24 protein-coding genes are annotated in these 25,879 nt (G+C 43.5%); 15 read left to right on the top strand and 9 right to left on the bottom strand.

The window, feature by feature from the left end:
- Positions 1-34: 34 nt before the first annotated feature.
- The 5 genes from BM210_RS17315 to BM210_RS17335 all read left to right on the top strand — a co-directional run bounded on the left by BM210_RS17315 (position 35) and on the right by BM210_RS17335 (position 7,903).
- Positions 35-1,549 (top strand): extracellular solute-binding protein, encoded by a 1,515-nt coding sequence (locus BM210_RS17315; protein WP_091170626.1) that lies wholly within the window; start codon positions 35-37, stop codon positions 1,547-1,549.
- Between the two features lie 120 nt (positions 1,550-1,669).
- On the top strand, positions 1,670-2,626 hold the full coding sequence (locus tag BM210_RS17320) for an ABC transporter permease (protein ID WP_091170627.1): 957 nt from the start codon (positions 1,670-1,672) through the stop codon (positions 2,624-2,626).
- Between the two features lie 18 nt (positions 2,627-2,644).
- Complete coding sequence (locus BM210_RS17325) at positions 2,645-3,520, top strand: carbohydrate ABC transporter permease (protein WP_091170630.1); 876 nt, start codon at positions 2,645-2,647, stop codon at positions 3,518-3,520.
- Positions 3,521-3,645: 125 nt separating this feature from the next.
- Positions 3,646-5,907: a helix-turn-helix domain-containing protein gene (locus BM210_RS17330; RefSeq protein WP_091170632.1), complete on the top strand. Its 2,262-nt coding sequence runs from the start codon at positions 3,646-3,648 to the stop codon at positions 5,905-5,907.
- 364 nt (positions 5,908-6,271) lie between these two features.
- Complete coding sequence (locus tag BM210_RS17335) at positions 6,272-7,903, top strand: MDR family MFS transporter (protein WP_256223707.1); 1,632 nt, start codon at positions 6,272-6,274, stop codon at positions 7,901-7,903.
- 101 nt (positions 7,904-8,004) lie between these two features.
- On the opposite strand, the gene BM210_RS17340 is transcribed toward BM210_RS17335, so the two are convergent.
- The gene (locus tag BM210_RS17340) at positions 8,005-8,463 is read right to left on the bottom strand and encodes an SRPBCC family protein (RefSeq protein ID WP_091170635.1); all 459 of its coding nucleotides are present in this window, start codon (positions 8,461-8,463) and stop codon (positions 8,005-8,007) included.
- Positions 8,464-8,475: 12 nt separating this feature from the next.
- Positions 8,476-8,961, bottom strand: coding sequence for a PCYCGC motif-containing (lipo)protein (locus BM210_RS17345; protein ID WP_091170638.1), 486 nt, complete (start codon positions 8,959-8,961; stop codon positions 8,476-8,478).
- A 308-nt stretch (positions 8,962-9,269) separates the two neighbouring features.
- Here BM210_RS17345 and BM210_RS17350 point away from each other — a divergent pair, with 308 nt between their 5' ends.
- The 9 genes from BM210_RS17350 (at position 9,270) to BM210_RS17390 (ending at position 18,319) form a co-directional block, all read left to right on the top strand.
- The gene (locus BM210_RS17350) at positions 9,270-10,625 is read left to right on the top strand and encodes a sedoheptulokinase (protein ID WP_091170639.1); all 1,356 of its coding nucleotides are present in this window, start codon (positions 9,270-9,272) and stop codon (positions 10,623-10,625) included.
- Between the two features lie 109 nt (positions 10,626-10,734).
- A complete protein-coding gene (locus BM210_RS17355; RefSeq protein ID WP_091170642.1) occupies positions 10,735-11,115 on the top strand; it encodes a GntR family transcriptional regulator in 381 nt (126 codons plus the stop codon).
- Positions 11,116-11,119: 4 nt separating this feature from the next.
- Positions 11,120-11,833: an ABC transporter ATP-binding protein gene (locus BM210_RS17360; protein ID WP_091170645.1), complete on the top strand. Its 714-nt coding sequence runs from the start codon at positions 11,120-11,122 to the stop codon at positions 11,831-11,833.
- Complete coding sequence (locus BM210_RS17365) at positions 11,830-13,422, top strand: hypothetical protein (RefSeq protein ID WP_091170647.1); 1,593 nt, start codon at positions 11,830-11,832, stop codon at positions 13,420-13,422. Before BM210_RS17360 ends, BM210_RS17365 begins: the two co-directional genes overlap by 4 nt.
- A 310-nt stretch (positions 13,423-13,732) precedes the next feature.
- Positions 13,733-15,118 (top strand): protoporphyrinogen oxidase, encoded by a 1,386-nt coding sequence (locus BM210_RS17370; RefSeq protein WP_091170650.1) that lies wholly within the window; start codon positions 13,733-13,735, stop codon positions 15,116-15,118.
- A gap of 512 nt (positions 15,119-15,630) precedes the next feature.
- Positions 15,631-16,419, top strand: coding sequence for a sugar phosphate isomerase/epimerase family protein (locus tag BM210_RS17375; RefSeq protein WP_091170651.1), 789 nt, complete (start codon positions 15,631-15,633; stop codon positions 16,417-16,419).
- Between the two features lie 112 nt (positions 16,420-16,531).
- A complete protein-coding gene (locus tag BM210_RS17380; RefSeq protein WP_091170654.1) occupies positions 16,532-16,735 on the top strand; it encodes an LbetaH domain-containing protein in 204 nt (67 codons plus the stop codon).
- Positions 16,736-16,764: 29 nt separating this feature from the next.
- A complete protein-coding gene (locus tag BM210_RS17385; protein ID WP_177237865.1) occupies positions 16,765-17,787 on the top strand; it encodes an ROK family protein in 1,023 nt (340 codons plus the stop codon).
- Positions 17,788-17,941: 154 nt separating this feature from the next.
- Positions 17,942-18,319, top strand: coding sequence for a response regulator (locus BM210_RS17390; RefSeq protein ID WP_091170658.1), 378 nt, complete (start codon positions 17,942-17,944; stop codon positions 18,317-18,319).
- A gap of 530 nt (positions 18,320-18,849) precedes the next feature.
- Here BM210_RS17390 and BM210_RS36280 read toward each other — a convergent pair.
- From BM210_RS36280 to rarD, 7 genes are all read right to left on the bottom strand, one after another.
- The gene (locus tag BM210_RS36280; protein WP_091171054.1) at positions 18,850-19,083 is read right to left on the bottom strand and encodes a maltose acetyltransferase domain-containing protein; all 234 of its coding nucleotides are present in this window, start codon (positions 19,081-19,083) and stop codon (positions 18,850-18,852) included.
- Positions 19,084-19,378: 295 nt separating this feature from the next.
- Positions 19,379-19,708 (bottom strand): glycoside hydrolase family 130 protein, encoded by a 330-nt coding sequence (locus BM210_RS36285; RefSeq protein ID WP_371263490.1) that lies wholly within the window; start codon positions 19,706-19,708, stop codon positions 19,379-19,381.
- A 208-nt stretch (positions 19,709-19,916) separates the two neighbouring features.
- The gene (locus BM210_RS17405; RefSeq protein ID WP_091170661.1) at positions 19,917-20,297 is read right to left on the bottom strand and encodes a VOC family protein; all 381 of its coding nucleotides are present in this window, start codon (positions 20,295-20,297) and stop codon (positions 19,917-19,919) included.
- Positions 20,298-20,646: 349 nt separating this feature from the next.
- On the bottom strand, positions 20,647-21,849 hold the full coding sequence (locus tag BM210_RS17410) for an MFS transporter (protein WP_256223708.1): 1,203 nt from the start codon (positions 21,847-21,849) through the stop codon (positions 20,647-20,649).
- A gap of 74 nt (positions 21,850-21,923) precedes the next feature.
- Complete coding sequence (locus BM210_RS17415; RefSeq protein ID WP_091170665.1) at positions 21,924-22,577, bottom strand: sugar O-acetyltransferase; 654 nt, start codon at positions 22,575-22,577, stop codon at positions 21,924-21,926.
- Positions 22,578-22,707: 130 nt separating this feature from the next.
- Entirely contained in the window at positions 22,708-23,028 is a 321-nt protein-coding gene (locus BM210_RS17420) for a hypothetical protein (RefSeq protein WP_143101063.1), read from the bottom strand.
- Between the two features lie 1,002 nt (positions 23,029-24,030).
- Complete coding sequence (gene rarD / locus BM210_RS17430; RefSeq protein WP_091170672.1) at positions 24,031-24,924, bottom strand: EamA family transporter RarD; 894 nt, start codon at positions 24,922-24,924, stop codon at positions 24,031-24,033.
- 378 nt (positions 24,925-25,302) lie between these two features.
- On the opposite strand from rarD, the gene BM210_RS17435 reads away from it, so the two are divergent.
- The gene (locus tag BM210_RS17435) at positions 25,303-25,803 is read left to right on the top strand and encodes an NUDIX domain-containing protein (protein WP_091170675.1); all 501 of its coding nucleotides are present in this window, start codon (positions 25,303-25,305) and stop codon (positions 25,801-25,803) included.
- Positions 25,804-25,879 lie beyond the last annotated feature (76 nt).

A 25,879-nucleotide genomic window follows, 5' to 3' on the forward strand; every position in this document is an offset into this window, starting at 1 on the left:
GCTTAAAAATGAATGAAAGAGGTGTCACTTATTCATGAGTTATTCAAGCAAGCGGTTCTCTAAAGCTAAAAAAGCCTGTACGGCTGCCATTACCTTATCCTTGCTGCTCAGTGCCTGCGGAAGCGCGACCGATTCGGGAAGCGGCGATACAACCAAAACAGCTGATGCCACACAGCCACTCAAGCTCAAGATCATGTCATCACTATGGACAGATGTACCGGAAATGAACAATCAATTTTGGACGGAAGTGCAAAAACGGACGAATACCAAGCTTGATGTAGACTGGATTCCGAATACGGATTATTCCAGCAAGCTGGACCTGGTGCTCGCCTCCGGCGATCTGCCCGAGGTTATGGTTGCAACAAGCGAGAAATATTTGCCGCTGGTTAATGCTATCAAGCAAGGTTTGTTTTGGGATTTGACACCGTATTTAACCAATTTGGATAAATATCCGAACCTGAAAAAAAATGTACCCGCCAGCGCCTGGAATTATTTGAAGGTTAATGACAAGTTGTACTACTTGCCCAGAACGAGAGCGCTCGTCGATCAAGCCCCCAAATATCGTAAAGACTGGTTCGACAAGCTGGGTATTCCTGAGCCAACAACAGTTGACGAGCTGCGGACAGCACTGAAGAAGGTCGTCAGCAGCGATCCGGACGGCAACGGCAAGGACGATACGATTGGCATCGAATTCAACGATACGTATGGGGGAGCCTTTGGAATGTTCGATCCTGCCTATAACAGCGAAGGGGGTTTGATCAATTTCCAATTGAATCCGGCTTATACGGACATGGTGGAATGGTACCGTGGACTTTATGCGGACGGTTCGATGTCCAAGGAGTTCTCGGTTATTAAAAACGTCGAGGAAATATTTAAAACCGGCCGTTCCGCTACCTATATGCGCAATATTTATCACGACTGGACCTACGAGCAGGAATTGAAGAAAAAAGAGACTGGTGCCAAGGTGGAATCGATTCCCGCTCTCAAGGGGCCTAAAGGTTATGCTGTTAATATTACGGAAGGCTATAATGGAGCGATTCTCATTTCCAAGAAGGTACCTGAAGACAAAATGCTGCGGATTCTGGATTTCTTCAATCAGACGGCTGGCGATGAACTCAGTGACCTGTTTTATAACGGGATTAAAGGCGTTCATTACAACGAGGAAAACGGTGTTTTGAAGCCAACTGATCTGGGTACCAAGGAAGTCAATATTAGTGTCAGACAATTCATCGTATTGAATCCGAATCGCTGGGAGAAGGTAGTTAATCCGGCAGCGACAAAGGAATGGAATGACGCCAAAATCAAAAAGTTTGAAATTCAGGAGAAGATAGGTAAAGAGCGTTATTATCAAAGCCTTGTGAGCGACACCTGGTCAAAAGTATGGCCTAAATATACGCAGGAATGGGAGTCCATGAGGGTTAAAGCGATCATTGGACAGATCTCAATGGACGAATACAAAAAATATGTCGACAAGCTGAATGAAAGTGCAGATTTCAAAAAAGCGTATCAGGAGTTTACGACCGATTACAAAAGAATTTTCAAAAAATAATGTCTCATCCAAAAAACAGGCCGCAGGGTAGCAATCGGCTGCTATGAAAGCAATCTCTGCGGTTCAAGAGCATCTTCAAACGCTCCATAGACCATTTTCAGTATAAGCGAGGAGGCTGCTATGAAAGCTGTTGCTAGAAAAAGAACGGAAGTACAGAAGAGCAGGGTATTATTGGCGCAGCCTTGGAGGGTGTATGTCCAGCATCGGTTCGTTTATTTGCTCGTACTTCCCGGCTTATTGTATTATCTGGTATTTAAAATTGCCCCGATGTGGGGTTTGATCCTCTCCTTTCAGGAATACAGTCCTGCATTAGGCATCTTAAAAAGTAAATGGGTAGGCCTCGATAATTTTATTGATCTATTTACGTACGACCATTTCTACACGATGCTGAGAAATACACTGCTGATCAATCTGTTTGGACTGGTGTTTTTTTTCCCAATTCCGATCGTTCTTGCTTTAATGCTTAATGAAGTGCGCCACGAGTGGATGAAACGGTTTCATCAATCGATTGTTTATATGCCTCACTTTCTATCTTGGGTCGTGATCGCAAGTCTGACTTATTTCATGCTCTCGCAGGACGTCGGGATGGTTAATAAAGTGATTCGTGGGTCGGGAGCAGAACCGGTTTCCTTTTTGACGAATCCTAACTACTTCTGGGCGATGATTACAGCACAAAGCATCTGGAAGGATGCAGGCTGGGGGACAATTCTGTTCCTGGCAGCGATGGCTGGGGTCGATCCTCAACGCTATGAAGCAGCAGTTGTCGATGGTGCGGGTCGATGGAGACAAATTTGGCATGTAACGCTACCGGCCATTCGTCCAACCATTATTATTTTGTTAATACTCCGGCTTGGCCATATGGCAGACGTCAGCTTCGAGCAAATACTACTGATGATGAACCCATTGGTGCTGTCCGTTTCCGATGTATTCGATACGTATGCTTTTCAGCAGGGAATTTCACGTGGACAGATCAGTGTCGGGGTTACCGTTGGCTTATTTAAAGGATTTATCGGTTTGATCCTTGTAATGGCTTCCAACTATTTTGCCAAGAAGATGGGCAATGAAGGCATTTATTGAGGAGAGGATGACAAACGGATGAGTCTCGTTCAGAAGAAAGGTTTAACCTTGTTTGATTATATCAACTACGGTTTGCTGTTGATCATTTCCACTGTTTGTATGCTGCCTTTTATTTATGTGGTTAGCGTTTCATTAACCGATGCTTCAGTTTACGAGCCGTACAAATTTTACATCTTTCCGGAAAAATTCTCACTTGCCGCCTATTCGTATATTTTGGCGACAAAAAGCTTTAAACATGCATTAACGAATACGGTATTCATCACGGTCGTGGGAACTATACTTAATCTTCTGTTTACGTTCACGATGGCTTATGGTTTAACCAAAAAAACACTGCCGCACCGCAAGTTTATTATTGGAATCGTCGTATTTACGCTTGTGTTTCAGGCTGGTATTGTACCTAACTACTTATTGATCAAACAGCTGGGTCTTCTGAATTCCCATTGGGCCTTAATCTGGAGTGCAATGATCAGTTCGTTTAACCTGATCGTTGTCAAAAGCTTCTTCGATAGTCTGCCCTCCGAGCTTGAGGATTCAGCCCGGATGGATGGCTGCAACGAAGTTGGCGTGTTTCTGCGAATTGTACTTCCGCTTTCTATGCCTGCGGTAGCGGCTTTTACTTTGTTCTTCGCAGTTTCGCATTGGAATACTTATTTTAACGCGCTGATTTATTTGTCTGATGCCAAAAAGTGGACGCTGCAGGTGCTCGTCAAAAATCTGATTATGGATGCCAATGCGAATAGTGTGGATGGAGTTATGCCGGAGGATATTGTGCTGCCTGTGGAATCAATTCGATTAGCTTCCGTAGTGATCGCGATTCTGCCGATTCTCGTTATTTATCCGTTTTTGCAAAAGCATTTTGCCAAAGGTGTGCTTTTAGGTTCTGTAAAAGGTTGAATTGTGCTAAAATTTAGGAAGCAGTCAATTGTACAAGACGAGTGGGTGATCGTATTTTCAAACGATTCAAATTAAGCTGGGGCTCCCATTCGTCTAACCGGACAAGAGGGAACCTATTTTATACCATGATCTGGATCGCAATTTTGGCGGTCTGCGTCCCCGCCATCTCGCTTGGCGGGTTTTACCATTATTGGTCCGTAAACCGGACCACCAACGAAATCAAGGAAGAAAGCAAAGGTTCCTTACAGCATGTGAAGGACCGGATGGAAAGATTGCTTGAACAATTGGAGAAGGATTCCCTGCAGCTAGCGTTGGACCCGACGATTGTAAATGTCATGACGGCTCCCAACTACAGAAGCCTTCTTGAAGAGCAGAAATTAATTAATCAAACGTTAAGTCGGACACGCTTTTCAAGCGATTTATTTGAAGATGTGTTTTTTTATCGTGAAGGGGACGAATTTGCGCTGTCAGCAGAAATCGGGTTTTCCGAGCTTCAATACTTTGCACCCGCGGCGAACATGCACAAAATGCTCGAATCAAATAAAAATGTGTATTGGAAATATTTTCAGGGATCACAGGGGAATTCCCAGTCCGGCAGTTACTTTTTCATGAGAAGGCTTCCCAGCTCAACTGGGAATTTGTACAATGGCATTATTATGCTTGTGATCAAGGAAAAATTAGTTTCGACCTATTTAGAGGATTATTTTTCATTAAGCGGTGAAAAGAATATTTATGTCTTTAATGAGAAGCAGGAGGTCGTGTTTCGTTCCATGAATACGGCAAAACCTTATCCTGCCGAGCTTGATCCTGAAATTCGTAAAGTTATTGACAATGAAATCGGTACTGGGGATTTCTTTGCCGATGATAAGAATGGCCACAATATGCTGTATACGTTTTCAAAAACCGCTTATGGACGCACCTATATTTCGATGATCCCAAAAGAAAACATCACCAGACAAGTTTACGGACTGCAGCTGCTGTCGGTTTCAACGCTATTGCTGCTTATTTGCTTCGGCATCAGCCTCGTTACTTTTTTTATTCAGCGGGCGTATAACCCCATTTCACAATTGATGAGCTATGGATCGAAGCTGAGCGGAGGAAGGATGCACAGTGGCCATACGGACGAGGTTGGTTTTATTAGAGATTGTCTTGATCATCTGAAGCTTCAATCAGAAACGGTGTCGAGCTATATGAGCAAGATGCAGCCAAGCCTACGGGAGCGATTTTTGCAGCAGTTGCTGGAAGGTAACTATAACAATAAGCATCTTCTTAGAGAGGACTGTGATGCTTACAATATTACGATTAATCATCATTACGCCGTATTGGTCGTACAGGTGGAAAATGTGACCGTTGAGAACAGGTTTCAGCCTGATGACGGGCCGATAATCAGTTTCGCAATCACTAATGTGATGGAAGAGCTGCAATCCCAAAATAGTGAGCTGCAGGGATACATTGTCAGAAGCAGCAACGGCAACGGGATAGCGATCCTGTCGTTCGGAGACGACCATACGGAGCAGTGGATGGAGCAGCAGGCACGCAGCTATGCAGAGGCCGTGTACGAATCGCTGCGTAAATATTTGACATTTAAAGTTTCAATCGGTATCGGACGAATTTATTCCCATATTGCAGATATCGTTGTTTCCTGTAATGAGGCCAAGGCGGCTTTGCAATATCGGTTGTATAAAGACACGGAGCCTGTCCTCTACATAGAGGATCTCGAAGCGTTGAAAAAGCAAACCAGACTTTATTATCCTCGCACCATTGATCAGGAAATTATAAAAAACCTGATTGAAGGCGAGCTTGAGCAGGCAGCCACCGCACTGCGCCAATTTTCCAATGTTGTCCGTGAATCAGAATCTCGAAGTTTTATATTCCAGTCCTACCATATGCTGCTTTCGTCGATCATTTCTGCGATGGAGGTTCAGCAGATCAGTATTTCGGAAATTATGGAGCATGATTTGTTAGGGGAGCTGCAGCGATGTCAGACGGCCAAGGATATCGATTACTTGTTTTCGCAAAAAGTATTTCCGCTCGTATTGAAGCTGTTAAGCACGTACCAAACCGACGTGGGCAAACAAATTATTAAGCAGATTTGTCAGCATATCCATGAGCACATCGAGTCCGATATTTCGTTAGTGCGCTGCGCTGAACTGGTGAAGATGAGCCCATCCTATATCAGCCGTTTATTTAAAAAGGAGCTGGGCATTAATTTTCAGGAGTATGTCATGGAAAATAAAGTGAAAAGGACTCAACAGATGCTTGCCAGGACGGATATGAGTCTGGGTGAAATTGCAGTAGCGATAGGCTATTCCGAGAGGAATTTAATTCGCATATTCCAAAGATTCACAGGAACAACTCCAGGCCAATATCGGATAAAGCTCAAGTAAAGCATACAGACCCAAACTAACGAAACGAGTCCTTGAAGTAATTTGAGGCTCGTCTTTTTGTGTGTTAGGGATGTGCACAGAATAGCAACAGCCAAGAACATAAGAAAATAGCAGAAATATCCTGGTTTTTGACAGAGCTGCTTTTTCACTTTGCTATCAGCAACTTGCAAGACTTCCACATATACGATTGTCAGACAGCTGATCATTTCGTCCAAAATCAACTCAACTTTTTGCAGCAAATTACTTAACTTAATGAAAGTGAACCCGGAAAGTTGCATTTCCAGTAAGACAAACTCGCAAGATAAAACGGGGAAATATTCGTTGTAACCAAACTTACCGTTGCTAACAGGACCCCTTTTATGCAATGTTAATAAAGGCTAAAAAAAGCAATCCGTTTAAATTCGGTTTAAACAAGTGCGATATGCTACTCAAACAAAGCCTCGGCCGAACGTCCGAGGCTACATTTTACGAGGTGATTCTTATCGAAAAAAAGAGCAACAAAACCTTGATCCTGATCGGGCTTTTGATCGGCCTGATATTTGCCGAACTCGATGAGACCATCGTCTCTACAGCAATGCCGACGATCATCCGAGAGTTGCACGGGTTGTCCCTGTATGGCTGGGTAGCAGGCATTTATATGCTGACCTTAACGATGTTTATGCCGATCCTTGGCAAGCTGGCCGATTTGTATGGCCGCAGACGTATCTATCTGATATGTATCGGTCTGTTTATCGCTGGCTCCATCGTCAGCGGCATGGCATCGTCTATGACGATACTGCTGATTGGCCGAGGCATACAAGGGATCGGTGCCGGGGGGTTAATGCCGCTCGCGCTGGTCATTATCGGCGAGGCCTATCCGCTTGAACAGCGGGCCAAAATCCAAAGTCTGTTCGGACCGATGATGATTATTCCGCAGCTATTGGGACCGACGGTTGGTGGATATATCGTTGGCAATATCGACTGGCATTGGGTATTTCTAATCAATATTCCAATTGGACTGCTCGCAGCGTTGTTTGTAGCCAAGGGCATGCGAGAATCGATTGGAAATGAGAAAAGGTATATCGACTGGGCAGGTGCATGTACATTGATTCTAGCGCTGCTTTCGCTGCTTTTGACACCAGTGCTGATCGACAATCAGGGCTATTCCTGGTCGTCACCCATCATTATTGGTCTACTGAGCTTGTCGGCACTGCTGTTCGCACTGCTGGTATGGATCGAAGCCAAAGCTAAAGAGCCGATCATTCCACTACATCTGTTCCGCAACCGCAATGTAGTTGTGCTATCGCTGCTCGTATTTATCTTGATGCTTGGTATCATGGGCGGCATGGCTACATTTCCGTTTTTCGCGCAGCATGTAATGGGGCTGACGCCGACAGAAGCAGGTTATTTATCGCTGGCATTTATGGCAGGGGCAATACCGGCAAGCATTGTGAACGGGTTCTTGATCACGCGGATAGCGTACCGCAACCTGTTTATTGTATCATTCCTGCTGCCGATTGCAGGCTTCCTGCTTTTGACGCAGATCGGCATTGGAACCACTTGGATCTACATTGTAGGGGCATTTTTCATACTCGGTGTCGGCCTTGGAGCGTTGTTCGGCGGAGACAACCTGATCGTTCAGGAGTCGGTAGACAGCAAGGACAGCGGCATTGCACTGTCTACGGTCCAGCTGTTCCAAGCGCTTGGAGCAACCATCGGTCTCAGTATTTTCGGCAGCTTGCTCTCCAAGCACATTAAAGACGGAATTGCCGCACTCGGCAGTCGGTTACCAGATGGAGCGACCGTGAATATCGAAACGGGTAATATTCCCGTAGGGCTGCCAGCAGCTGTGATCAATGATATTAAGCAAGTATTTAGTCTTGCGTTTCAGAATATGTTCGTGATTTCTCTCGTATTTGCGCTCGCCGCGTTTGTTCTCTGCTGGTTTTTGAAAAAAGAGGTGCTCTCAAAGAAAAGCGATGAGGGGCTCGAAACAGAAACTGGAACGGTATCATAGACACAAACAATAACCCTTCTTTGAACTCCATAGCTATCCATGTGTTTGATGGTGCTTGGAGCTTTCAAAGAGGGGTTATTTATGTTTAAGCAGCTGATTACTTATAAAGTAGCAAGGTATTCGTCGAGTTGGCCAAAAGTTCCAGCATAACCTTCTTGCATGGAGCCTAGCATGGAATGGAAGAAGTCGAGTTCCTCATCTGTAGCTACAATAGGTCCTCCCCGCAACGTGATCGTCGTCTTGCCTTCTTTCTCAGTAAACGTAAATACATTATGAATTTCCAGTGGAAAGGTTGTGCTAAAGGGTGCTCGAACAATGTTGCCTTCCTCATCAGAAAAAGAATTGACGAAAACGAGCTTGTCTAGAGAAACGATTTCGTGATAAACAAACTTGCCCCACATCTCGTGACCTTCAGAGGATTTCATACAGTAATGAAATTCACCGCCGGGGCGATTATCAGCCTTGGAGACAAGAATGGAAAAACCAGTAGGTGCCCACCAATGCTGTAGATGCTTGGAATCCGTCCATACTTTGAATACTAGCTCACTTTCTCCAGCTATGGAGAGCTGCTTTTATGCGGGCATAGGTGTAGGAGTAGGTTTGGCATAACCTTTGTTATAACGAGTATCAATATAATTTCGGATATCCTTAATCGATTTTCCATCTTTACTTAATTGAGCTGTAGTTAAGGCAATTTCCATACAAACTCCACATCGTGTCCCATGGTCGTCCCAAACGACACTTCCATTATTCTTTAATTCTTTGATGAAACAATTCATATTATTTTTATGACCGACTTCATCCCCGCATCCGCAATAACAAGGGATCCACTGCAGCTTATCTATGCTTAAAGAAGCGATTTGATAAATCTTTTGAGTTTGCTCGGGTTGGTTTTTAAGAAATGTTGGAAGGGTGTTGATTGAACTGGTCGTTTCCTGCAGATCTCCGTGGTGAGCTGCCGGATGGCCAGCTTGTTCCGTGACCCCTTTACTGCTGCAAGCAGCCAAGGTGAGCATCGCGAGCAGTGATAAGGAAATCCGAATTGTTGTTAACTTCATTATTATCCTCCTGTTAAATCGTTATTATAAATAATCTTGGTGGTTGATCTTGGAGCTGCTGAACATTAGCATACTAAACAAGCGGCCTCTTGACAACGCAAGTGATTGAAGCCTTTTTGTTTTAGGCAAATGGGAGATAATTCTGTAACAATTCCCATTGCATTTATGTGATTACATAATCTATTTGTACCAGAGACAGAATGTTGACAGGCAATTGCTTTTCTTATAGCCTAAACTCATATTGACAGTACCGCTAAACAAGGCTTAACAAAGCTTTTAACTAAGGACTGCTGCTGGAGGCTAAGGACATGAATTTTATCGGTTTAGATATAGGAACTACATCGATCTGCGGCATTGTAATGGAAGCAGAAAAAGGCAAGATCCTTAATTCCGTGACTAGAAGCAACAACACTTCTCTCGAATCGGTGCACACTTGGGAATTCATTCAGGATCCAGGCGCAATTCTCAAGATGGTCTTTGACATTTTTGAAGAATTGACGAGTGACTGTGTTGAAATTGACGGTATTGGAATAACCGGACAAATGCATGGCATCCTGTATGTGAATGAAGCTGGAAATTACGTATCGCCGCTTTATACTTGGCAGGATCAGAGAGGGAATCTATCAGTTAACGGAAGTGGTGGTGAAACCTACGTAGATCGCTTATCTCGAATTACAGCAATGCCGCTCGCAACTGGCTTCGGGCTGGTAACCCATGATTACAATCGGCAAAACGGACTTATTCCGGCAAATGCTTCCTACATATGCACCATTGCGGACTATGCAGCCATGAAGTTAACTGGCGGGCATACGCCGTATATGGATCCTACTAATGCGGCAAGCTTGGGACTATTTAACATGAAATTATTGGACTTTGAGGATCATACCCTAGAAGCGGCTGAGATTGATAGAAGGATGCTCCCGGAGGTGGTCCTTTCAGGAACCCTTATTGGTCATTCGCAAACAGGAATACCAGTGACGGTTTCGCTCGGAGATAATCAAGCAAGTTTTCTCGGTTCTGTTCGTGAGGTCGCTGACTCGGTGCTTTTGAATGTGGGGACTGGTTCTCAAATTTCGGTGTTCAGCGAACGATATTATCAGATTGAATCACTGGATATTCGCCCATTCCCAGGCGGAGGCTATCTGCTTGTAGGAGCTTCCCTTAGCGGAGGAAAATCATATGCTCTGCTGGAAAGCTTTTTTCGTGAGGTCTGTATTCAGCTTGGCGGTTTGGAGGACCCGGGCAGACTGTATGATAGGATGTCTCAGCTAGCGGAAAGTACAGTCTTGGATGGAAAGCTTCAGGTCCACACACAGTTCTTTGGCTCCAGAACGGACCCTGACAGGAAAGGTTCCATTGAAGGTATGGACTCGCTTAACTTTACTCCCAGTCATCTAATTATTGGAGTAATCGATGGAATCATAGCGGAGCTTCACCAATTTTACGATGCTTTCCCATGTGAATGCCAGCAGCAGATCAAGTCTCTCGTCGGGTCAGGCAATGGAATACGTAATAATTCGACCTTGTGCAGCAGACTTTGCAATGTATTTAACCTTCCGTTACAAATCTCGGCTCATCCTGAGGAGGCGGCGTATGGTGCCAGTTTATGTGCAGCAGTAGGCTGTGCCGTATTCCCAGATTTTCGACAAATAAGCTTCCGTTGATAGATTGTTAACAGCGTATTATTTTATATTGAAGTGTGTGGTGTGTTGTGATACAGTACATACTATAATGCAGATGATAGATCTAACCTATCAGCAGAGGTGAACGTAGATGGATTTTATTTGGAAGTCGGATCAGTTTCGAATTGACCCTGCTCGCCCGCTGTATGAACAATTTGTCGAACAGCTTCGCGCCATGATCGTACGCGGTGTGTTGGCTCCGGGCGTTCGGATGCCTTCAGTGCGGGAAATGGCAGCGACCATTCGTGTCAATCCGACGACCGTAATGAAGACGTATCAGGAGCTTGAAAGAGATAGACTGCTCGTAACGTTCCGTGGGCAGGGAACTTATGTGACCACCGATACCGAAGCCATTTGGGAAAGCAAGAGGACGATCGTAAGGGAAGCCGTAAAGCATCTGCGGGAAATCGCGGAATCGCTTGACCTAACAGTTGACCAGTTGCTCGAACTGGCACTAGAGAAGGAGGAGTAAGCATATGCATAATGATACTGCCATTCCATTAGCCTTGGAGTGCAAACAGGTTACGATGAAAGTGCGAAAAAAGGAGATTTTACAAGAGGTAACGTTTTCTTTGGAAAAGGGGCGTATAGCCGGGCTCCTGGGTCCGAATGGCGCAGGCAAATCAACCCTGTTGAGTATTTGCTCTGGACTAACGGAGCCTACAAGCGGATCGGTACGGATCTTTGGCCAGCCTGCTGGCACAGAAACCCTGCGTTCTATCGCAGTGCTGCCGGATCGGGGAAAGCTGCCCGGATGGTTGACGGCTGGGGAATGGCTTCATTTTGCAGGACAAATATACCCTGACTGGGATAGCGATAGGGAATCGCAATTGGTTCAGTCATTACGAATCGATTTGGGGACACGTATATCCGCCCAATCCCGCGGGGAGGAAGCCAGGTTACAGCTTGTCAGCTGTCTGGCACGAACCTCACCCTTGATCCTGCTTGATGAACCGTTCACTGGTGTCGATATGATTTCCCGAGAGCAGATTGCTTCGTCAGTCGTTGCTGATTTGGCGGATGGTAATAGAACCTTCCTCATTGCAACGCATGATATACGTGAAATGGAGCAGTTATTTGATCGGATAATTATGATAGGAAATGGTCGGATTGCTGCCGATCATGACGTGGACAGCCTAAGAGAACAAGGGAATTCTGTAGAATCCCGTTACAGGGAAGTGTTCTCATGAGGACGATCTTAACTCTTGCCAGGTTTGAACTGAGTCGATATAGCGCGTATATGCCGGGAACTTCAAAAAGCAGTTATAGGCGCATTGGCCTGATCTTCTTTTTGCTGCTTGTGGTCAGTATGGCATGGTCGCGAGGGGAGACGACCGTCAGCAGCTTATATGCATTTGGCTTGGTCGTGTTCTTGGAAACGATGCTGATCATCATGGTGTGGGAGGCGCTCAGCGTTGGCCGCAACGGACGGGACCAGAAGTGGTGGCTGCTGCTGCCCTATTCACGGCTAACACTTGTTCTCGGTAAGGGTCTTAGCTATTTGTGGCTGGGACTGTACTTGATTATGTTTATGCTTCTGCTCTGTACTACTCACTATGCGTTATTGCTCGTATGGGGGAGTATCCAACAGGCAGACGCAATGATCATCGGATATGCGGCAGGAACCGCTGGGTGGCTGGCTCTCGTATTTCTCCCTGTCCTGACCAGCTTAGGTCTGCTCATGTTTGTGTTTCAGATGTGGTGGGCACGTATCGGAACTATGATTGTCTTCTTATATATTTCGATGCAGCTGCTTATCGTTACTTTCCTCGTGGTCAGCTCCATTTGGATCAGTCTTCAATTCACGTTACCTTCGACACAGACTGTAATTGTGTTGATTTTAGCTGGTTGGCTGCTTTCTTGCGCAGGTGTTTGGCTTTCCAGCACAGTGGGTATGAAGAAGTTAGCTCAGTTACGCTTTACTGGCTATGCGGCTTTATCTTCCCCGGATTCGGTTCTTTCACAGAATGTGGTGCCAACGCAAAGGGCGGGGCGAAGAGCGAGTCCTTTCTGGGCAATGGTTGCTATGGAGAAACGTCGGTATCAATGGATAGGTCGTCATGCTCCGAGACGTATTCGCTGGTTAGTTTTTACGCTTATGGCACTTCTCACCTTCTTGGGCTATCATAACAGCGGCAGCCTGACGGATGTGATCTTGTTTCAATCAACCTTAACTATGATCGGTTACATGGGTATTGTGGTGTATGGATTTAATAGAAATGCAGATTACGGCAAAGGGTTTGCCTTATGGTGGCTGGCATTTCCACATTCCCGTTACCTGCTGCTTGGCAGTCGCATATTTGCCTACTTAGTGTCGATGGTTTCTTATTGGTTGTTAGCCGTGTTAAGTGCTGTTGTTGGAGTCCTTCTGAGGCAAGGAATCAATCCGATGTCGGGGGGAGATCTTGGCATCGCCGGACTGTATTTCATCGAAAATGCCGTCCTCATGATTCCTCTTGCCGTGTTTTATGTGCTAGCTGTACAAATTACGCCCGCCGTTAATAAATATCCGGTTCTTATCCTTTTTCTTTTACCTCTATTAATTAGTTACGGATTGAGCATTCAGCTGCCTAATCTATGGATTATGCCAGATCGGTTACCTTGGCTTACTTTGCGAAATGGCCCTGCTCCTGACTTTTTGCCACATCTTATGCTGCTTTACGGAATCGGCATACTGGTATCTCTCATCGGCTTTGGACTTGGTGGGAAGTATTTAAACAGGTACTCGATGATGAAAAATTCTATTTGGGTCCGAAGTTTGAGGAATAAAGAGCAGTGATCTGAGACTTGAGCAGCAAATAATGACCAACTTACGTTAGCTCACCATTAAGTAGAACTGCGCAAAGGAAATTACGACGAAATTGAGCAGTAATCGCAGCAGCTGTGTTATCGGCGTGATTGCTGTGAATGCTCATACAAAATTGTCTGATGTATGAATATTGTCTTATTCAGCCCCATATGGGACCCAGAAATATTGGTTTAAGCAGGCAAGTAGACGTATAATAAATGTAGTGTAAACCGATGGTATTACAATTCGGATATCAAGCTTCTGGTTTATTAATATTTTAGTCAAGTTAGGTGGAATCACTTTGAAAACAATAGTGGTTATCGGCGGTGGCATTACAGGGCTATCTACTGCGTACTATCTTCAGAAAACGATAAAAGCCCAAAATCGGGATGCAAAAATTGTACTGGTGGAAGCGAATGATACCTTGGGCGGCAAAATCAGAACTGCTCATGAGGGTGAATTTATAATGGAAACGGGAGCAGACTCGATTGTATCTCGTAAAACGAATGTAGCACCATTTTTAGAAGAGCTGGATATACAGAAGGATGTCGTTTATAACGCAACAGGAATCTCTTATATTTATACAGATGGCGAATTGAAGCCAATTCCGAAGGAAGCGGTATTCGGTATCCCACTCAGTCTGGAATCATTAGCTAAATCTAATTTGGTATCCGCGAAGGGGAAAGTAGAAGCCTTAAAAGATTTCTACACACCGAATGAAACCTTTACGAAGGAGCATTCCATCGGGGAATTTCTGGAATATTTTCTGGGTAAGGAGCTGGTTGAGAAGCAAATTTCTCCGGTTTTGTCTGGCGTTTATTCCGGTCAACTGCAGGATTTGACGATTGCCTCGACGCTTCCTTATTTACTGGATTATAAAAATAAATACGGTAGTATTATTCAAGGGTTGGCCGAGAACAAACAACGTTTCTTGGGAACAGGCGACAAGAAGTTTTTGTCGTTCAAGCATGGTGTATCTTCTTTAGTGGATAGAATAGAAGAGCGGCTAACTGATGTGGATCTATATAAAGGTGTCCAGGCTGAAAAAATCAAGAAACAGCAGGAGCGGTACCTCGTTTCTTTGTCCAATCACAAAGAGATTGAAACGGACTTCATTGTACTCAGTACACTGCATCCTGTTGCACAGCACCTTATGCTCGATAAAGCGTTAGATGAGGATTTCGAACAATTGAAAAATAGCTCTTTGATCAGTGTTTATCTTGGATTTGACATACCGGACAGCGAGCTGCCCAAGGACGGAACCGGTTTTATCGTCGCAGAGGACAGCGATTTGTCTTGCAACGCTTGCACGTGGACGAGCCGCAAATGGGAGCATACCTCGGAGAAAAAACGTTTATTGGTAAGGCTATTTTACAAGAGTACGTGCCGTGATTATGAAAAGCTCCTGCAAATGACAAAAGAAGAGATCGTTCAAATAGCAAGAAAAGATATTGAAGATAGTCTTGGGATAACAGGTACGCCGATTTCATCCGATATTACCAAATGGCATGAAACCATGCCCAACTATCATTTAAAACACCCTCAACTTGTGAAATCCTTAGAAAATAAGTTAGCTGAAAATTATCCAAATGTCATTTTGGCCGGGTGCTCTTATTATGGAGTGGGTATTCCCGATTGTATTATGAACGGCGAGAAGACCGCCGAGTGGATTGCCGAACGTTTATAAGAAATAAAGGAACTCAGGCAGTGTGTTTCTTTAGTCCATCTTATCAACAATGAAATAGAACACCAAAAAGAGGCTATCCCATAAGTGAAAATTAAAGATCCGCGGGACACATCGGATCTTCAGTGAAGATGAATGATTAAACGAGCAAAGAAGTTAAGCAGCTTGTCTGTGCTTAACTTCTTTTCTTTTTGCGTCTATTGCTGCTTTTTTCAAAAAGATATGGGAAATCCAAAGCCACCCGACCTCCAGACTTACTATGGGTAAGCCTCGAAGTACGGTAATGGTGGTACTCGATTTCGATTCCACTTTCCGTTTTCTCTTTGCTCATTTTGTAAAAAAGGAGGGTTAGTCCAGCTGCGCACTACGTATCTTGTTCGGCGTTATAGGTCCAATTATCGATTTTGCGGACATCTTTTTTCCATGCCTTGACTCATTCTACAGACAGGGGTATAGTTAACTTATATTTATTAAATTCATTTTAATAATCAATTAATAAACATGGAGGGTGAATTATGACATCACTTGGCTATCAAGCTTCCAGTCTTAGACCCTATCTTACGACAGCAGATGAAGTACAACATACATTCCGTAAACTGCACAATATGGGGTATCGCGATGTACAGCTACAATGGATCGATCCTGCCGTACCTCTGGCATTCACGGCAGAAGCTTTGCGAGAAACAGGGCTGAAATGTATAGCAACTCAAGAAAATTTTACGGTAGTGCGAAATAATCTGGATTACTATGTCACGATGAATAGGCTGTGGGAAAGTGATTCCTTATGTGTCAGTACCATCCCGCGTGAGCTAATGACACCGGAAGGCATCGTGGAATTTTGTGACGCAATGGGCCAAATGGCTAGGACGCTGGGTGAACATGGTATCGCACTCACCTTCCACCCGCTCTGGTTCAACTATGAGTACATAAATGGTATTCGTGCCATAGACATCGTAATGGAACAGTTGCCTAATGTGGGCTTAACCTTATGTGTGTATCACACTGTTCGGGCAGGTGAGGACCCTGTGGCTTTATTGGAACGGTATCAAGGGCGCATAAACATATGTCATTTTAAAGATTCCGCACTCTCAACCGAGGGGAAAGAATACTTGGTTCCACTTGGTCAAGGTCGGATTGATTGGTTGCCCATATTTGAGGCTTGTCATCGAACCGATGTGAAATGGGGATTGGTCGAGCAAGAAAACTGGCAGAAAGACGCCTTCGATTGTGCAAAAGAGAGCTTGGATTATCTAACGAAATCGGGTATCACATCAGCAAATGTTTTGCAAAACAACAGCGAGTAGTTTTATACAGGGGAATATGATGAACAAAGATGTTTTAGAGGAATTTTATTTAGTCCAGCCCATCCAAAGTTTCGGGCCTAAAATTCACACGCGCATAACCTTATAATGATGTATGGCTTCAACCAAGCTCACCATTTGCGGTGGCGTAACCATTGGAGATCGCAGCGTCATTGGTGTAGGAAGTGTTATACTACAAGCTATTCCGCCTGACTCGCTTGCCGCTGGTGTTCCCTGCAAAGTGATTCGGAAAAATACAGAAACGGATAGCATGAATCATAGTCCGGAAATTATGGTAGATTGCAACATTATGAAATGAAAATCGGATTTAACAGGCCGGGGGTTTTTATGGGAATAAATATGCTGGATATGAAAGAGAGCAATTCACAAACAGTTCTTTGGAGCCTTTGTTCATACAAAACCTCCACTATTAAACAATTGGCTCTAACGACAGGATTAAGCTTTGTTACCGTTGGAAACATACTGAATGGATTTGTAGAAAGCGGAGAAGTCACACTCGGTAAAATGTATTCTGCAACGGGAGGAAGGCCGTCTCAAGCGTATAGCTTTAATGCAGAATTCGCACATGTGCTTGGGTTATCGGCGCGGGTACGCAAGGGGAAGAATATAATCAGTGCTTGTATCGGGAATCTTTACGGGGAACGCGTATGGGACGCAGAGGAGCCGTTTGATACCATTCAACTTTCTAGTTTTGATCAGATGATCAATGAGGCCCTGCGAAACTATTCGACTATAAGTCTTGTTGCTTTTTCCCTGCCGGGTGTGGAGCGTAATGGAGTTATTTTGGAAAATGACTTTACAACATTAAAGGGGACTTCCTTTACAGAATATTTTCAGAAAAAGTATGAGCTGCCGGTCATTGTTGAGAATGATGTCAATGCAGCAGCTTTTGGTTTTAGCCAACATACAGAAAAAGTATCCTCTATTGTCGGCATTTATTTCCCTCGTACTTTTGGTCCAGGTGCAGGCGTTGTGATTGATGGCAACATTCATAAAGGGGTCACTGGCTATGCTGGTGAAATCAATCTGCTTCCGATCGGTGTTGACTGGAGAACGATTAACTATGATGATCCCAAAGAGCTCGGAGCTGCCATTTCTAAATTAATCAGTATTTTTTGTGGGACAATTAATCCCGAATATGTTGTTCTTTACGGTGATTTTTTTTCCGAAGCTTTAAAAGAAGCGATTGAGCAAGCAATACCTTCAGAGCGTTTGAGGAAAATATTCCCTGTTGTTAATTATGAAAGTGATTTAGATACCGACATCCTTCATGGTTTGATTGCACAGGCGATTGCAGCATATCAGTCTGGTCTGCGCGGAAATTATCGACAGGACAACGAAAACATCTAAGACATCGGAGAATGGATATGATCTTATCATATTGATTTATCTGGTATTTATCAGCCTTGGACTACCCGCTTCCTTGCTTGGTACTTCCTGGCCCATGTAGGTTCAGATGAACCCACATTTACTTGAATCTTCTCAACGATAGGGGAGTAAGGTCATGAATATTCTGATTATCGATGATGATTTCATAATAAAAGGCGGTGTTAAACGCACCCTAATGAAGAATTTCCCAGATTTTAACGTATATGAAGCTTCTTCTACCAAAGAGGCTCTTGTAATTATGGAAGTGATCCATATGGATATCATACTCACAGATATTATAATGCCGGGCATGGATGGAATGACGTTTATTGAGACCTATCGTAATAGATTTATAGATACTCAATGGATTGTAATGACTGGGCTCAGCGGACACATTTACACTCGCAAAGCAATGCAACTAGGAGTTAAAGATTATTTATTAAAACCATTCTCTAAATCAGAACTATCTGAAACGATAAGCAAACTTATTAATTCAACTGAGTCGTGCAATTAGATGATTTGGGTAAATTAGGAAGTGAAAAAACTCCTAAATAAACGTATCTGCACTCGAATCCAAACGTTCATGATAACTTATTTTGTGTGATAGGAGGACTTAGAGCCAATCCTAAAATAAACTACCGATAATGTAAGGAAATTAGCTTTCTCCAAGTGATCAAGGCACAGGCAAAATGAAGCAAAGCCTTGTAATCGCAGGCTTTCTTCTTAAAATGAACCAACAGCTTTTGAAAGCGATTGAGCCATAAAGCAGTGACTACAACGACCCAACGGCGGGCATGTGTGCCTCTTGTTTGTCTGTTCGTTCCTCCCCGAGGGGAACGGATATGGGGTTATACTGAGAGCCGAGGAAATGCTACGTGACCTTTACGAAGCGCTTCTCGATCCAACCAAGTAATAGGAAACGTTTACACTGTGTAGTATTTTCCATCTAATCTAAAAAAGACAACGACGAGAGTCGTTGTCTTTTAAGTGAAATAAGGTGAACAGTTGGACTAAATTCTTAAAGTTAATTTTTCGTTCCTTAAATTAATACTGTCTATCATGTTCGTCAATTATTTTCCTGAGCACTCTGCATGGATTGCCTACAGAAACTACTTTGGAAGGGATATCCTGCGTAACTATGCTGCCTGCCCTTTTTTTCTGCTCCAGCGGACGTGTTTGATTAAGATCGTAAAGCTTTTCAAGGTAAAGGGGCTGCTCCTGGCTTAGCTGTTCGTCCCCAGGTAAATATAAACTGCCATTGTGCAGCTTTTCTTTAATACTCTTCTTTAATACTCATTGCAATGAAACCCCATTCACGTAAGATTGTTTCATTTTATCCATGCATAGCTTTTTTCAATGCTTTGCAGCGGTGGGCTCTGACAAAATCCTGTTCCACAATCAGCCACTCGACTTCGGTTTGTATTTTTCAAACGTGAAGGCATGGATCATGGAATGGTTACCTCATTTGTTCTCAAACACCAAGAAGCGAATTATAGTGGATACACTTTTTCATGTATTTCATTAATTCGTCCACGGTTGTAAAAGCTAAGCCGGTCACCGTATCCACACAGCCTTAGTAAATGCCAAGGGCGCATACGATGCGATACACGAAACCGTTGCAAGTATTAATCACTTCGTGATCGATCAGCAGCCAACCTTCATCGGTTTCAATGGGGATTGGCCCAGAACCATTTTTTTGGGATTGCCAAGCTGATTCTTCCCCTCCGATAGTACTTATAACATTGCGGTGTTTGCCCCAAAAGATGAGGTCGGGGCTTTCTCTATAGAAAATATCGCCAAATGGCGTATGTTCGGTGTCACTTGGACGGCTTAGCATCGCGTACCCGTCGCCTATTTTTCGTGTGAACAGCAAATTATTGCGATTAAATATTGCAAAATACATTCTCCATCTGATGGAAAGATTAAAAGTCGTACGTGTACGCCATCCCGATGGTTGGGCCATGATAACCTTTGCACGAAGTAATTTAATAGCAGCCGTCCATTTTTTTCACTCTCCTTGAATGTTGGTTTCATAGGTTCTTTCTCCAACACCTGAGCCCGGTCTAGCCCATTGTCGCCGAGTGGGGTGTGACGGAGAAAGAGGGATACGTTTAAATCGTGATTTCTAACCGATTCATTTCTGGGTCAAGCACAATACTTTCGTAGTACCCGTCACCGGTTGTTCGCGGCCCATCCAAAACCTGAAAGCCCTCCTTCTTTAAGCGATCCGTCAATTCATTCACCTTTTCCTCAGAACCGACGGAAAAAGCAAAATGAGTAATGCCGTAATACTCGGCAGGTTCCAACTCCGTAAGTTCGGTTTTTTGCATTAACTCCAAACGCGCACCTGTTTCAAAGGTCAAAAAATAGGAGTGGAATTGTTTCTTTTCATTCACATATTTGTTATTTGGGATGCCGTTGAAAAATTTCTCATAGAACGATTTCATCTTTTCAAGGTCTTTGGTCCAGATTGCGACATGTTCAATTCGCATCATTCATCCGCCTTTCTACATTAAATGTGTTCTTCTGTTTCTTCTTTAGCTACCTCGCAATCTACTTGCTTCAATTAGCGTTCAAGATACAATGGATGATTTTTTTGTACTATCCTGGTTAAGCTCCCGATACGAAGAACATCCGACATAAAGCGGAATTTTCAATTTTGCCAAATCAGGAAGTCCGTTTTCCAAGAAGCAATCCTTATCCTGATAGCCCTGTAAAATCTCTCCGGCCATTTATTCATGATCGTTGCTTTTTTTATCTGCAAACTAATATTGAACAGAGGGGGAGATTTCATCTCCCCCTCTGTTCAATATACATTTGCCGGCCTGTTACTTTAAACACTTAGCTCTCCAGAGAAGCGCTTTTGTGAACGCCCGCTTTCTTTTTATACGCCCGCGTTAACATTTCTCTACAAATCAGCAATCCAACGCCGCAAGTGAGAAGCACATAAGGCATTAAGGAGAAGGAGAAGTGCGCAAAGAGTTGACCGAACAATGGCGCAACCAGCGTAGTACCGGTATAGGCAAATGCCATTTGCATGCCCATAGCCGCCTGTGCGTTATGCTGCCCAAAATAAATGGGCGTTTGATGCAGCATGGATGGATAGATCGGCGCCAGCCCTGTCCCAACAATAATGAATGAGATTAGTGTGAAAATCGTCGGAAGTGGCAACAGCATGATAAAAAAACCGAAAATCATAAGAATAACTCCAAGACGAATCAGCGCCTCATTGCTCAGCTTAATGGAGATAAAGCCGCTTAACATCCGTCCGCCAGTGATTCCCAAGAAAAATAAGGATACCAACCCGGCAGCACTTTCGGGCGAAATGCTTTCGCTTTTCACTAAATAACTTGATCCCCATAGCATCATGGAAGCTTCCGTTGCAGAAACTAGGAAGAACGAAAACATCCCAAAGATAGCACCTCTTGTTTTCAGCGAAGAGAGCAGTCCTGGCTTATCTTTGGATTGCAGATCTTCTTCAGTCGGCTTCGTTGACGGGCCTTCAAATTTCCTCCACATTGGAAGTGAAAACAGCAGTAAGATAACCAATGATAACTGTACCATCGATATAGTAAAATAACCGCTTCTCCATGTGTTTCCCCACAATACGAGCGTAGACATCAAAATGGGACCCAACATGGCTCCAACACCCCAAAAACCGTGTAGCCAGTTCATATGCTTGGCTTCATAATGCTCGGCCACAAACCTATTCAGTCCGGCATCAACGGCTCCGCCCCCAAGGCCAAGCGGAATCGCACAAACCAATAACCAAATGAAGGAAGGCGAAAGCGAAAAACCAAGTAGTGCAGCGGCAGTCATGGCGACACTGATAATCGTTACCTTGCCAGTGCCAATGACCCGAATCAACTTGTATGAGAGCAAGCTGGAAATGATGGTGCCAATGGAAATAATAATGGATACAATTCCTGCGTTTCCGATGGGGACACCCAAATCAGTATTCATGATGGGCCAGGAGGAACCAAGCAGGGAGTCGGGCAATCCAAGGCTGATAAATGCCAGATAAATTAAGATAAGAAAAATCATGTCCATTCTCCATTGTGTTAAATTATTTTGTGGTCCTCCGGATATTTGCCGCGAGGACCTGGTAGGCCGCATTTTTATTCAAATTGCCCGTCTTTCATGATTTGGCAATCCGCTAAAATATCCGGTTTGTAGATCATGCTGTCTGCTTCGGTAATTTTACGGATGACTTTACAGGGTACACCTGCGGCGAACGAATCGGGCGGGATATCGTGCGTCACAACGCTGCCTGCCCCGATGACGCTACGATCGCCAATGGTTACGCCGCCACAAACGGTCACATTGGTTGAAAGCCATACATCATTACCAATCGTGACCGGCTTGGCATAACAAAGCAATTGCGCATTTCCATGTTGATCCAGCATCTGTCTGCGTTCGGATGCAACGAGTGGATGGACGGGTGTAACAATCGTGACGTTTGGCCCGAAGTTGACATGATTGCCGATTATTACTTTTGCATCGTCTTGAACCGTAAAATTATAGTTTGCAAAAAAGTGATCGCCTATTTCGGTGTGGGTACCATAATGAAAAAAAACAGGCCCTTGAATAAAACAATTTTCACCTTTACTGCCAAGAATCTGGTTTAAAATCCTTTCTCTTGTTTCGGTTTCATTTTCGAGGGTACGACTATACAAACTGCTCAAATTATGTGCTTGCAATTTAATGGCCCGAAGTTTTGGATTGGCTGGGCTAAATAAAATACCTTTAAAAATACGTTTTTCTTCGCTCATCGTTCTACTCCTTTTTTATCCTACTCTTCAGTAGTGATGCCCGAATTCACAAGATACTGCAGGTTTTCTTGTGTGCAATCGAATGCGTTTTTCTGCTTATTCCCACTTGACTCCCGTCCGATGACAAGCCTCAAATATAGGCAACCAGTCTATCCGGCCTTGGCCAACGGGAACGGGCTTGCAATCGTAAATTCTTTAAAGTAACAAGTGTTTGTCTGGCCGCGATACTGCTCCAATAAAGCCACCGAATTTCCTCCGCTTTTGTAACGTGGTGGAAACATACGGTTAACCCTAATTCCGGTAGCCGATTCGTCACCGTATCCACGGCACGCATGCCGTCCACGCACTCATAATTAAACCAGAGCGGATGGACGGCAAGGGAAATCCCATACTCGCCCAGCACCTGAGCCATTTGGTGCATCTCGGAGTAAAAGGGCTTTATCCTTTCCATCGTCATCAACTTACGGTGGAGGGTACTAATCGTGAAGTGTTTGCTACCCCAAAGCCGGTTCATCTTGACAAAGTAGACTAAATCGTCTCGCACATCTACAAAGTCATTCTTGCGTTGCCATACATTGAAGTCCGCTTTCATGCTAGGTTTCTGCTGTATCTTCCAACGAAATGGCGCGGTTAATCCACAGCAACTTGCACATCGTGATATCCCATCTTACGAAGTTCGAAAAAGGTATTTCGTACATCAGCTGAAATCGTTAGAAAAGGTCTAATCCTGAAAGCCAAGTGATGTCATCATAATTCTCTGTCATTAATTTATTAGTTATTTTAATTAATTTAATAAGATACGACATAAATATATCTCATGTCTGTATGAGAGTCAATATCTGAATATTGGCCATTGGATGATCACTTTACCCATTCAAATTGTTTTATGGCAAGCACCCTAAAAGGTGGGGAGGGGGTGCCTCCGTATTCATACATAAATCCAATCCATCAGGACATAATGAACTCCATCCCGAGTACCCGACTGGCTGGCTTTAGGAATGTCATTCTTTTATATGGTTGGGCGCGCTTCTTGCTTTTCCATACAAACAGCAAATTGTTTTCGATATTCCAGGGGACTAACCTCATTTCCTTGCGGAAAAGATACGAAAAATAATTTGAACTCTGAAAGCCACAGGAAGCAGTAATTTCAAATATGGTTTGATCCGTTTCCTGTAACATGACACAGACTATCTACAGGCGATACCTGATTAAATAGACGTTTGGCCAATGTACGTATTGAACAACTCGCAGCATCGGCTTCTGTATACAGAACCTGCAGCCGCTATATCATCATGCGTAATTTTCTCCTCATAATGTTGATGGATAAATCCGGTCATTTTCCAAATCGATTCCCACAAACTTTAGTTGATAGTCTCTTGAAAAAATTGAAAAGAGGATGTCCCACAACCATTTTCATGGCTTTTGGGACATCCTCTTTTCTTGTGGCTACACACTACGCAGCAGCATTAGCAATCGTTTTACTTGCTCTAGACTTCCTGAATGATACGAAGGAATACACGACTAAGGCAAGCCATATAAAGGAAAAGCTTATCAATTGAGCGCCAGCAAACGGTTCGTGAAATACAAATATAGCTATCAGCAAGCTTGTTGTCGGAGCGATATACTGTATAAAACCAACCATTGAAAGAGGGAGCAGTTTGGCTGCTTGAGCAAACCAGAACAGTGGTAAGGCAGTAGCCGCACCCGACAAGAGAAGAAGCACTAGCGAATATCCGGATAAAGCGGATATTGTGCTAGAACCAGCAGCTTGAATGTAAAACAAATAAACCAAGGCAGCAGGAAAAACAATGATAGTTTCCCAGGTGAGCCCGAGCAATACATCCAACCCTGCCATTTTTTTGGCAAGACCATACAGCGCAAAAGAGACGGCTAAAGAGATCGCAACCCAAGGAATCGTTCCATATTGAAGGGCCATAATTAAAACACCCAGACCCGCAAGCAGGATGGCCAACCATTGGCCGACCGATAGTCGTTCCTTCAAAAAAATGACAGCAAAAACTACGCTAATAAGTGGATTCATATAATAGCCTAAGCTCGTCTGGATTACATGTCCATTATTCACTGCCCAAATGAATAGAAACCAGTTGCAGCTTATGAAGATGGAGCAAAGAAATACAGCTAATTTGCTTTTAAAATTGGGAACAACAGATTTAAGCTGCTTCCATCGCTTTGCTCCAGTCACTAATATGGCTACAAAAACCAACGACCATACAATTCGATGTGCTAGAATTTCCCAAGCTGGCATCGATTCGAAGAGACGCCAGTACAACGGCAAAAACCCCCACGATAAATAAGCTAATATACCATAGATAACTCCTTTTTTCATGAACACAAGACTCCTTAATTAAAGTAAATACTAGTGTATCAAACTTCCCGGCAGAAAGTAACCCTTTATCGCGCAAGTTGACTCTATAAACAGCAGGTACGATTGACGTTGAATACTAGAGTGAAGGTCATGCATCGGTATCCGTTAGTCGGAAAATAGCGAGCAGCTCAATGGTACAAACTATGCCAAGTCTTATATAGGCTTTGTGAGCTTCTATATTATTTACATTATTTACATGTACTGATATAATGGAAAATCTTGATGTAAATTGCTATAAGTTTCATAAGAATGACTCACAAGCCTATGTATATCAAGCAATCGTTGTGATAAGACCAAATGTACGACAAGGATATGAAGTAAAAGTAGAGGAAGGTATTCATGGAGATAAGACAAATGGCAACTGCATTCTTATTTAACCAAGACCATGTATTAATGATGAAAAAAGCAAGAAGTAAGATTTTTAATTTTGAGTTTTGGGGTGGCATCGGAGGACATCTTGAAAATGAAGAGCTTAATTTTCCAATGAAGGCTAGCTATAGAGAAATTGAAGAAGAAACTGGATTTATTAAAAGTGATATTGAGAACTTTAGAATGAAATACATACTGATAGAAAAAAACACTGGAGAAATTCGACAGCAATACGTATATTTTGGAGAAACCAAGCACAGGAATTTTATCTCTTCTGATGAAGGGGAATTATTTTGGATACATCAGAGTGAATTATTAAGTTTACATACATCAAAGATCATTACATTTACTATTGAGCATTATTTAGAGAATCCAGTTCTAGATGATATCTTTGTTGGGACAGTGAGGGTTCATAATGAAGAAAAACCACAAATACAATGGGCAACCATTAAAGAAACGATTTCTTTCTAGCAACTGAAAAAAAGCTTTTTCCTCATATGAATTCACCCTCAATGATTTGTTGCTTTAATAAGAACATTGTAGGTAT

Source organism: Paenibacillus sp. 1_12, assembly GCF_900114475.1.
In the GTDB taxonomy this organism is placed as follows: Bacteria; Bacillota; Bacilli; order Paenibacillales; family NBRC-103111; genus Paenibacillus_S.

Coding starts and splice junctions, on each gene's coding strand:
- BM210_RS17360 (WP_091170645.1), top strand. CDS start 11,120: ATGCATAATGATACTGCCATTCCATTAGCCTTGGAGTGCAAACAGGTT.
- BM210_RS17420 (WP_143101063.1), bottom strand. CDS start 23,028: ATGGAAAGGATAAAGCCCTTTTACTCCGAGATGCACCAAATGGCTCAG.
- BM210_RS17365 (WP_091170647.1), top strand. CDS start 11,830: ATGAGGACGATCTTAACTCTTGCCAGGTTTGAACTGAGTCGATATAGC.
- BM210_RS17385 (WP_177237865.1), top strand. CDS start 16,765: ATGGGAATAAATATGCTGGATATGAAAGAGAGCAATTCACAAACAGTT.
- BM210_RS17335 (WP_256223707.1), top strand. CDS start 6,272: ATGTTAATAAAGGCTAAAAAAAGCAATCCGTTTAAATTCGGTTTAAAC.
- BM210_RS17405 (WP_091170661.1), bottom strand. CDS start 20,297: ATGCGAATTGAACATGTCGCAATCTGGACCAAAGACCTTGAAAAGATG.
- BM210_RS17355 (WP_091170642.1), top strand. CDS start 10,735: ATGGATTTTATTTGGAAGTCGGATCAGTTTCGAATTGACCCTGCTCGC.
- BM210_RS36285 (WP_371263490.1), bottom strand. CDS start 19,708: ATGTATTTTGCAATATTTAATCGCAATAATTTGCTGTTCACACGAAAA.
- BM210_RS17435 (WP_091170675.1), top strand. CDS start 25,303: ATGGAGATAAGACAAATGGCAACTGCATTCTTATTTAACCAAGACCAT.
- BM210_RS17410 (WP_256223708.1), bottom strand. CDS start 21,849: ATGATTTTTCTTATCTTAATTTATCTGGCATTTATCAGCCTTGGATTG.
- BM210_RS17325 (WP_091170630.1), top strand. CDS start 2,645: ATGAGTCTCGTTCAGAAGAAAGGTTTAACCTTGTTTGATTATATCAAC.
- BM210_RS17375 (WP_091170651.1), top strand. CDS start 15,631: ATGACATCACTTGGCTATCAAGCTTCCAGTCTTAGACCCTATCTTACG.
- rarD (WP_091170672.1), bottom strand. CDS start 24,924: ATGAAAAAAGGAGTTATCTATGGTATATTAGCTTATTTATCGTGGGGG.
- BM210_RS17320 (WP_091170627.1), top strand. CDS start 1,670: ATGAAAGCTGTTGCTAGAAAAAGAACGGAAGTACAGAAGAGCAGGGTA.
- BM210_RS17390 (WP_091170658.1), top strand. CDS start 17,942: ATGAATATTCTGATTATCGATGATGATTTCATAATAAAAGGCGGTGTT.
- BM210_RS17350 (WP_091170639.1), top strand. CDS start 9,270: ATGAATTTTATCGGTTTAGATATAGGAACTACATCGATCTGCGGCATT.
- BM210_RS17415 (WP_091170665.1), bottom strand. CDS start 22,577: ATGAGCGAAGAAAAACGTATTTTTAAAGGTATTTTATTTAGCCCAGCC.
- BM210_RS17330 (WP_091170632.1), top strand. CDS start 3,646: ATGATCTGGATCGCAATTTTGGCGGTCTGCGTCCCCGCCATCTCGCTT.
- BM210_RS17345 (WP_091170638.1), bottom strand. CDS start 8,961: ATGAAGTTAACAACAATTCGGATTTCCTTATCACTGCTCGCGATGCTC.
- BM210_RS17315 (WP_091170626.1), top strand. CDS start 35: ATGAGTTATTCAAGCAAGCGGTTCTCTAAAGCTAAAAAAGCCTGTACG.
- BM210_RS17380 (WP_091170654.1), top strand. CDS start 16,532: ATGGCTTCAACCAAGCTCACCATTTGCGGTGGCGTAACCATTGGAGAT.